Source organism: Coprococcus sp. AF102-57 (genome assembly GCF_027686195.1).
Taxonomy (GTDB): domain Bacteria; phylum Bacillota; class Clostridia; order Lachnospirales; family Lachnospiraceae; genus Allocoprococcus; species Allocoprococcus comes.
The window spans coordinates 252-1451 of the sequence record NZ_JAQCSY010000051.1; the positions used below are offsets into that span (position 1 = coordinate 252).

Sequence of the window (1200 nt, forward strand, 5' to 3'; positions counted from 1 at the left end):
GGGATGCCTTCCATGTAGCAGCGGTTCTTACTGTGGTTATTATTTCATTCGTTTTCTTAATATCCGGCGATAATTTGTTTCTCCCTTTGGTGCGTCCTGTATAATTTCCAACACACCATCTTCAAGCATTTTATCAATGCGATTGGAAATCCATACATCACTAATTCCAAGTTGATATTTTCCTAAAACATTACCTATGACAATAGCCATTTTGAATTGTTCTGGCTGTTCCGCAATTTCACGAAGAATGAAACTATCATATATATCTTCTGAAACGCTTTGCAATTTACCATTTAACATTGCACGCAAAGGTGCATTTTCATTTTGAAGTTGATTCCATTTCATAGCGCAAGCTGAAAGAAATACAGGCTCAGCTTTCTCTTGTAGAGTTATATAATTTCCCCATTCGCTAGGAGACACCTCACCCCATGATATTTTAGATGTCATAGTATTTTCTTTTCCATATTCCCATGTAGGTAATTTAACCAAATAAATTGTTGTCTGACAGTTTAATGGTCGAAGTTGTTTCATAAGCCAGTACATACCGCAAAGTTCATCCGGATTATAGCTATACCAAATGCGAACTTCTTCCCCAGCTACATATCGTTCAATAACTGAGGACAATGTAGTTTTAATTTTCTGTATTTTTTCTTCAACCTGATAATCTAAATCCTCTACAAACCAGACAGACAGCATTTTCTTGAGAACATTTTTCCTCTGTTCGCCAATTTCATTATCAGAAATATCTCCCACACTAAGAGCCATATCAAAACAATAAACATCACTGCTCTTGCCTCCCAATGGAATAGCATTTTCCCAAGCAATACATTCTTGTTCTTGTGCTTGAAGTTGTGCTTCTTTCATTTCATTTGAAGATGGAACACTCCCGTTTTCGTGCCTTATAAATACCGAAATTGCACTTCCTCTATATTTTCCCCTGCCGTAAGTTTGGGCAATTTTCAAACTTCCACAGGCACTCTCACTAAATACAATTTCAACCATCTGATATACCTCCGATTTAATTGCTCCTGTTTATGAATAAATCATCTCATGCAAAACAATTTCTTCTGCCCGGTTATGGATGTTATTACATCGTTGTACCCATTCTATTTGACAGGTACGCTTTAATTCCTCTGTCACGCCCTCGGTAGCTTTCATCTGCTCCATAATAGTGTCTAACCGTTCCTGTGCCTGTTCGTT

At 37.3% G+C, this 1200-nt stretch carries 2 protein-coding genes; both read right to left on the reverse strand.

The window, feature by feature from the left end; all coding sequences use genetic code 11:
* Positions 1-39: 39 nt before the first annotated feature.
* A complete protein-coding gene (locus PGZ10_RS16505; protein ID WP_055079943.1) occupies positions 40-1002 on the reverse strand; it encodes a DUF3658 domain-containing protein in 963 nt (320 codons plus the stop codon).
* Positions 1003-1032: 30 nt separating this feature from the next.
* Positions 1033-1200, reverse strand: a 168-nt coding sequence (locus PGZ10_RS16510) for a TnpV protein (protein WP_270541904.1), incomplete at its 5' end; no start/stop codon positions are given.

Bases quoted from the DNA above. Each gene is read 5' to 3' on its own strand.
- PGZ10_RS16505 (WP_055079943.1), bottom strand. From the start codon at position 1,002: ATGGTTGAAATTGTATTTAGTGAGAGTGCCTGTGGAAGTTTGAAAATT.